The following is a 4700-nucleotide window of genomic DNA, read 5'->3' on the forward strand; positions in this document are numbered from 1 at the left end:
CATCATGAAATCCGGTTGGCGGAAGCCACCCTGAAAACGGTTCGGGTACCGCAAAGGCGGGGGCGTCCCCGAACACGGCCCAAGGAATTGGTGGCTGACAAAGCTTATGACAGCCGTTCTTTTCGAATTTGGTTGCGCCGACGGGGGATCAAGCCCACCATTGCCACCATTCAGCGAAAAAGCCGCAAACCCCGTCGTGGCCGACCCATCCGTGTGGGAGAGGGATACCGCCGGCGTTGGATCATTGAACGCTGCTTCGGGTGGATGACCAATTACCGTCGGTTGGTGGTTCGGTATGACCGATATTTGTATATTTATAGGGCTTTTTGCCTGATTGCATTCATTATTTGGTGTGTGAACCGAATTTTGAAATAGCTTCTAGTTTCGACTGGGATCAGTGGGCAACCCGGGTGCCGATCCAATACTTTTTCAAGGCGATTCGTGCTTTGTCAAAAGTACCGGTTTGGCCCGAAACCATTCTGCGATTCTACGATGAAAAGTCCCGGATATAATTTTGTCAACTCCATTGTTTTTGGCACGATTTTTTAAAAATAAATCGCCCTAAGTAAGAGCCTTTTATGTCCGGCCGGGAGGTGGCCGAAAGAGGGATTTCCCGTGTGATCAAGCCGTCCAGTCGAAAGGTGCCCTCGGCAATCAATTTGATAACCGCGGGAAAGATGTCCCGATAGGCCAGGATTCCCCGAATTTCCCGCTCTTTTAACACAAGACTGTTGGGAGAAATGGATGCGGGACCCTCCCATACGCTGACGATCACCACTTGTCCGTTAACCCTGGAGGATTCTATGGCCGCATTAAACGCAGTCTCCACCCCCGTCACCTCAAAGCAGACATCGGCCCCTCCGTCGGTAAGCTTGAGCGATTTCCTCGACAACGTCAGTTTTACTCGGGTCCAAAACGTAGTGGGCTCCGATTTGAGCAGCCAGCTCCCTTCGCCTCTCGGAGATTTCCACAGCAATGATGTTACTCGCCCCCGCCAACTTGGCCGCCTGAATTACTAATAGCCGATGGGGCCCACTCCGAAAACAGAACAGCTGTCCCCAGGGGAAAGCCGGATCTGCCTAATGGCATGCAAAGCGACGGCGGCGGGCTCAACCAGTGCCCCTTCCCGATCGGACATCCTATCGGGCAGTTTATGCACCATCCTCTCCGCCACCATAGTTACCTCAGAAAAGCCTCCGCCACCTCCGCTCAACCCGTGGAATCCCAACTGATCGCAGACGTTGTACAGCCCGATCCGACAGGGAAGGCAACGGCCGCAGGCAAGGATGGGCTCTACAACGACCCGATCCCCCGGCTGAACCCTTGTTACCCCTTTCCCCACCTCGATCACTTCTCCAGCAAACTCGTGGCCCAAGATTATAGGAGCGCTTTCAAGGGTCAGCGGATGAGGCTCCTTAGGGATAAAGCAGGTATTCGTGCAAATCAGTACCGCAGATACCGCACCATTTTATCTTGATTTTGACCATGCCCGGTTGAATAACCGGTTCCGGGACCTCCTCCACCCGAACGTCACGAACGCCGTACCATCAGGCTGCTTTCATGTGCTTCATGCTCCTCTGTGTTGAATTTTTTGCTTAGCTATTCCGGTTTAGTGTGCTAATTGAAAGCCGCCGATCACATCACCATATGCGTGCTATGTGTAATACATTCGTTTTGACTTCGATTCCCCGACTCGTGTAAAATTCTCAACTCAGCATTAAAAGATCCTAAGAGACTTCTTTTTTGGGTGCTATGACTGGCAGATAAATAAAATAGAAGATCTCCTAGCGTTAGGAAAACAAAACCCCACCATCAATGTTGATAGATTGTCCAGTCATATAGTCAGAATCAGTAGAAGCTAAAAAAGAAACGAAGTTTGCAACATCCTCCGGCTTTTGTATTCTACCTAGAGTAATTAACTCGCTAAATTTCTTCATTGATTCACCTTTCTCAAGACCAAGATAAGGTCCCATCTTTTCATCAATGAGCTCCCACATATCGGTGTCAACAATGCCGGGACAATAAGCATTTACAGTGATCCCTTTCGGCGCTAACTCCTGTGCTGCAGATTGCGTGATCCCAATGACTGCAAATTTCGTTGCCGAGTAATGCCCTAATAACTTAAACCCCTGATGTCCAGCAATACTAGCTGCATTAATGATTTTTCCTTTCCCTTGCTTTTCCATTTGTTTTGCTGCAGCTTGAAGGCAGTAAATCACTCCATATACGTTTACCTTAAAAATTCGGTCTAGGTCTTCCGGTGTGACCTCTGTTAGTAATTTAACTTGAGCTATCCCGGCATTAGATACCATTACATCCAATCTATTAAATTTTTTAACAACTTTATCCACCATACTAAACACGGCTTCTCGATTACTTACATCTGCAATTACCGCCAAACTGGACTGACCTAATTGTTCAATCTCTTCAGCTACTGCATTTGCAGCTTCACCATTTATATCGTTGACACAAACATTAAATCCATCTCTTGCCAAACGTAGCGCTATGGCCCTACCAATGCCACGACCAGCTCCCGTCACCAAAGCAACTTTCGACATCAATAAACCCTCCAATCTTTGTTTTTTTTGACCGAACGTTTTCGTCAGGATTACACTTAACCCAAGAAAGAATATCCAGTATGAATCGTTAGACAACTTGTTTCTCTCGATTTTCGCCTCCGACGGTGAAGACCTAGAAACAGGAGCGGAGTACAAAGTTTTGCTACGTAATTTGATTCAATTCATGAAATGTTCATAGCAGAAAATTTCAGAACGTTATTTTATTATGATTCACCTCAAAACGCCATGTTTACATATGAACAGCCTGATCGACGGCACTGAGAACAGCTTCATGAATTGTTTCAGAGAGTGTAGGATGTGCGGAGATGAAATCTTCCATTGCATCGACAGTCATCTCCGCGTGAAGCATCATCGTTCCTTCTCCGATCAATTCTGTGGCATGTGGCCCTACTATAGAAAGACCTATTATCTCTTGATATTCCGGATGAACGATCACTTTCACTTTGCCGTTTTGCTCATTATGAATCAACGCTTTTCCGTTCGCTGAAAAAGGAAACTCACCAATACGGATATCCCCGTATGTTGCTCTAGCTTCTTTTTCTGTCAACCCGACTGCGGCGATCTCCGGCCATGTGTAAATACAGCGTGGGACCGCGCGATAGTTGATTGTTTTCGTCTTCCCGCAAGCGTTTGATGCTGCCACCATACCTTCATGAAAAGCAACATGTGCCAGTTGAATGCCGCCGATCACATCACCACATGCGTAGATGTGTGACACATTTGTTTGCATCTGTTCATTGACTTCAATTCCTCGACTCGTGTAACGAACACCTGCCCGTTCCAGTCCCAACCCTGTTACTCGCGGCTTCCTTCCGATCGATACCAGAACGAGATCGGCCGTGATCTCCTCCTTCTGTCCTTCTTTCTGTAAGGTTACTCGTTTCGTTTGACGGTCCACTTGTTTTACTGTCGTCGAGGTGTGTATGACGACACCGTCTTTTTGCAATTTTTGTTGCAAAATGAACGCTGTATCCGCATCCTCTTGGGGAAGTATTTGACTAGCCGATTCTATGATTGTAACCTTACTGCCCAACCGGCTGAATATACTGGCAAACTCACAACCGATCACACCTCCACCAATAATGAGAAGTGATGAAGGAATATCTGATAATTCGAGAGCATGTTTGCTATGGATGATCCATTGACCGTCAAAAGGAGCAAACGGCAATGCGATCGGTTCAGATCCTGTTGATATAATGATTTTATCTGCTGAAATTTCGACTCTCTCTTTAGCTGTCTCCACTTGCAGGAGTTGATCGCTTAAAAAAGCGGCTTTTCCTTTCACCACCCGAATTTGATTTTTTTTCATCAAATATCCGATCCCCATGACCAGTTTTTTTACCACTTTATTTTTATACCTTTGCACTTGTTTCCAGTTCAAATTCACTTGATCCGGAGGTACCTCAATACCGAAATGATCCGCATGTTTCACTTTGTAGTACACGTTTACACTTTCCAATAATGATTTTGTCGGCATACAACCTTCGTTTAAACAGGTTCCCCCCAGTTCCTCCTCTTCAATAAGAATCACTTGTTTACCAAGTCGGGCTGCCGTAATGGCAGCCACATACCCGGATGGCCCCCCGCCAATAATTGCTATAGTGCTCATTGTTCAGCCTCCTTGCTAAAACAACAGATTGTATGGTTGTTCGAGATAACGTTTCACAGTTGCAAGAAACTGAGCAGCAGGTGCTCCATCGAGAACACGATGGTCAAATGTTAAACTTAACGGCAACAAGCTGCGGCGTTGCAATGATTCCCCGATATATACAGGGGTATCTTGAATTGCTCCGACACCAAGAATACCTGTTTCCGGCGGATTGAGTATGGGGGTAAACACTTCGACTCCGTAAGCTCCCAGATTGGTGATCGTAAACGTTGATCCTTTCATGTCATCGGGATTCAATTGACCGTTGCGAGCACGCTGTCCAAGGGATTTAGAAGCTATTTCAAAATTCGGTTTACACACCAAATAATGAATGCGATCAGGCAAAAAGCTCTATAAATATGCAAATATCGGTCATATCGAACCACCAACCGACGGTAATTGGTCATCCACCCGAAGCAGCGTTCAATGATCCAACGCCGGCGGTATCCCTCTCCCACACGGATGGGTCGGCC

Annotated in this window: 4 protein-coding genes and 2 pseudogenes; 1 reads left to right on the plus strand and 5 read right to left on the minus strand. The window is 46.7% G+C overall.

What is annotated here, in order from left to right:
• On the plus strand, positions 1–375 hold a 375-nt coding region (locus tag BM063_RS17045; RefSeq protein ID WP_092041905.1), incomplete at its 5' end, for a transposase.
• Positions 376–517: 142 nt separating this feature from the next.
• Here BM063_RS17045 and BM063_RS17050 read toward each other — a convergent pair.
• From BM063_RS17050 to BM063_RS18415, 5 genes and pseudogenes are all read right to left on the minus strand, one after another.
• Positions 518–1523, minus strand: a pseudogene (locus tag BM063_RS17050) (2,3-butanediol dehydrogenase).
• Positions 1524–1790: 267 nt separating this feature from the next.
• The gene (locus BM063_RS17055; protein ID WP_092041898.1) at positions 1791–2558 is read right to left on the minus strand and encodes an acetoin reductase; all 768 of its coding nucleotides are present in this window, start codon (positions 2556–2558) and stop codon (positions 1791–1793) included.
• Positions 2559–2808: 250 nt separating this feature from the next.
• Positions 2809–4188, minus strand: a complete 1380-nt coding sequence (lpdA, locus tag BM063_RS17060) for a dihydrolipoyl dehydrogenase (RefSeq protein WP_092041900.1) — start codon at positions 4186–4188, stop codon at positions 2809–2811.
• 15 nt (positions 4189–4203) lie between these two features.
• Positions 4204–4518, minus strand: a pseudogene (locus tag BM063_RS17065) (2-oxo acid dehydrogenase subunit E2); the annotation flags it as partial.
• A gap of 5 nt (positions 4519–4523) precedes the next feature.
• Entirely contained in the window at positions 4524–4685 is a 162-nt protein-coding gene (locus BM063_RS18415; RefSeq protein WP_425439139.1) for a transposase, read from the minus strand.
• Positions 4686–4700 lie beyond the last annotated feature (15 nt).

Origin of the sequence: Planifilum fulgidum, assembly GCF_900113175.1 — a bacterium.
In the GTDB taxonomy this organism is placed as follows: Bacteria; Bacillota; Bacilli; order Thermoactinomycetales; family DSM-44946; genus Planifilum; species Planifilum fulgidum.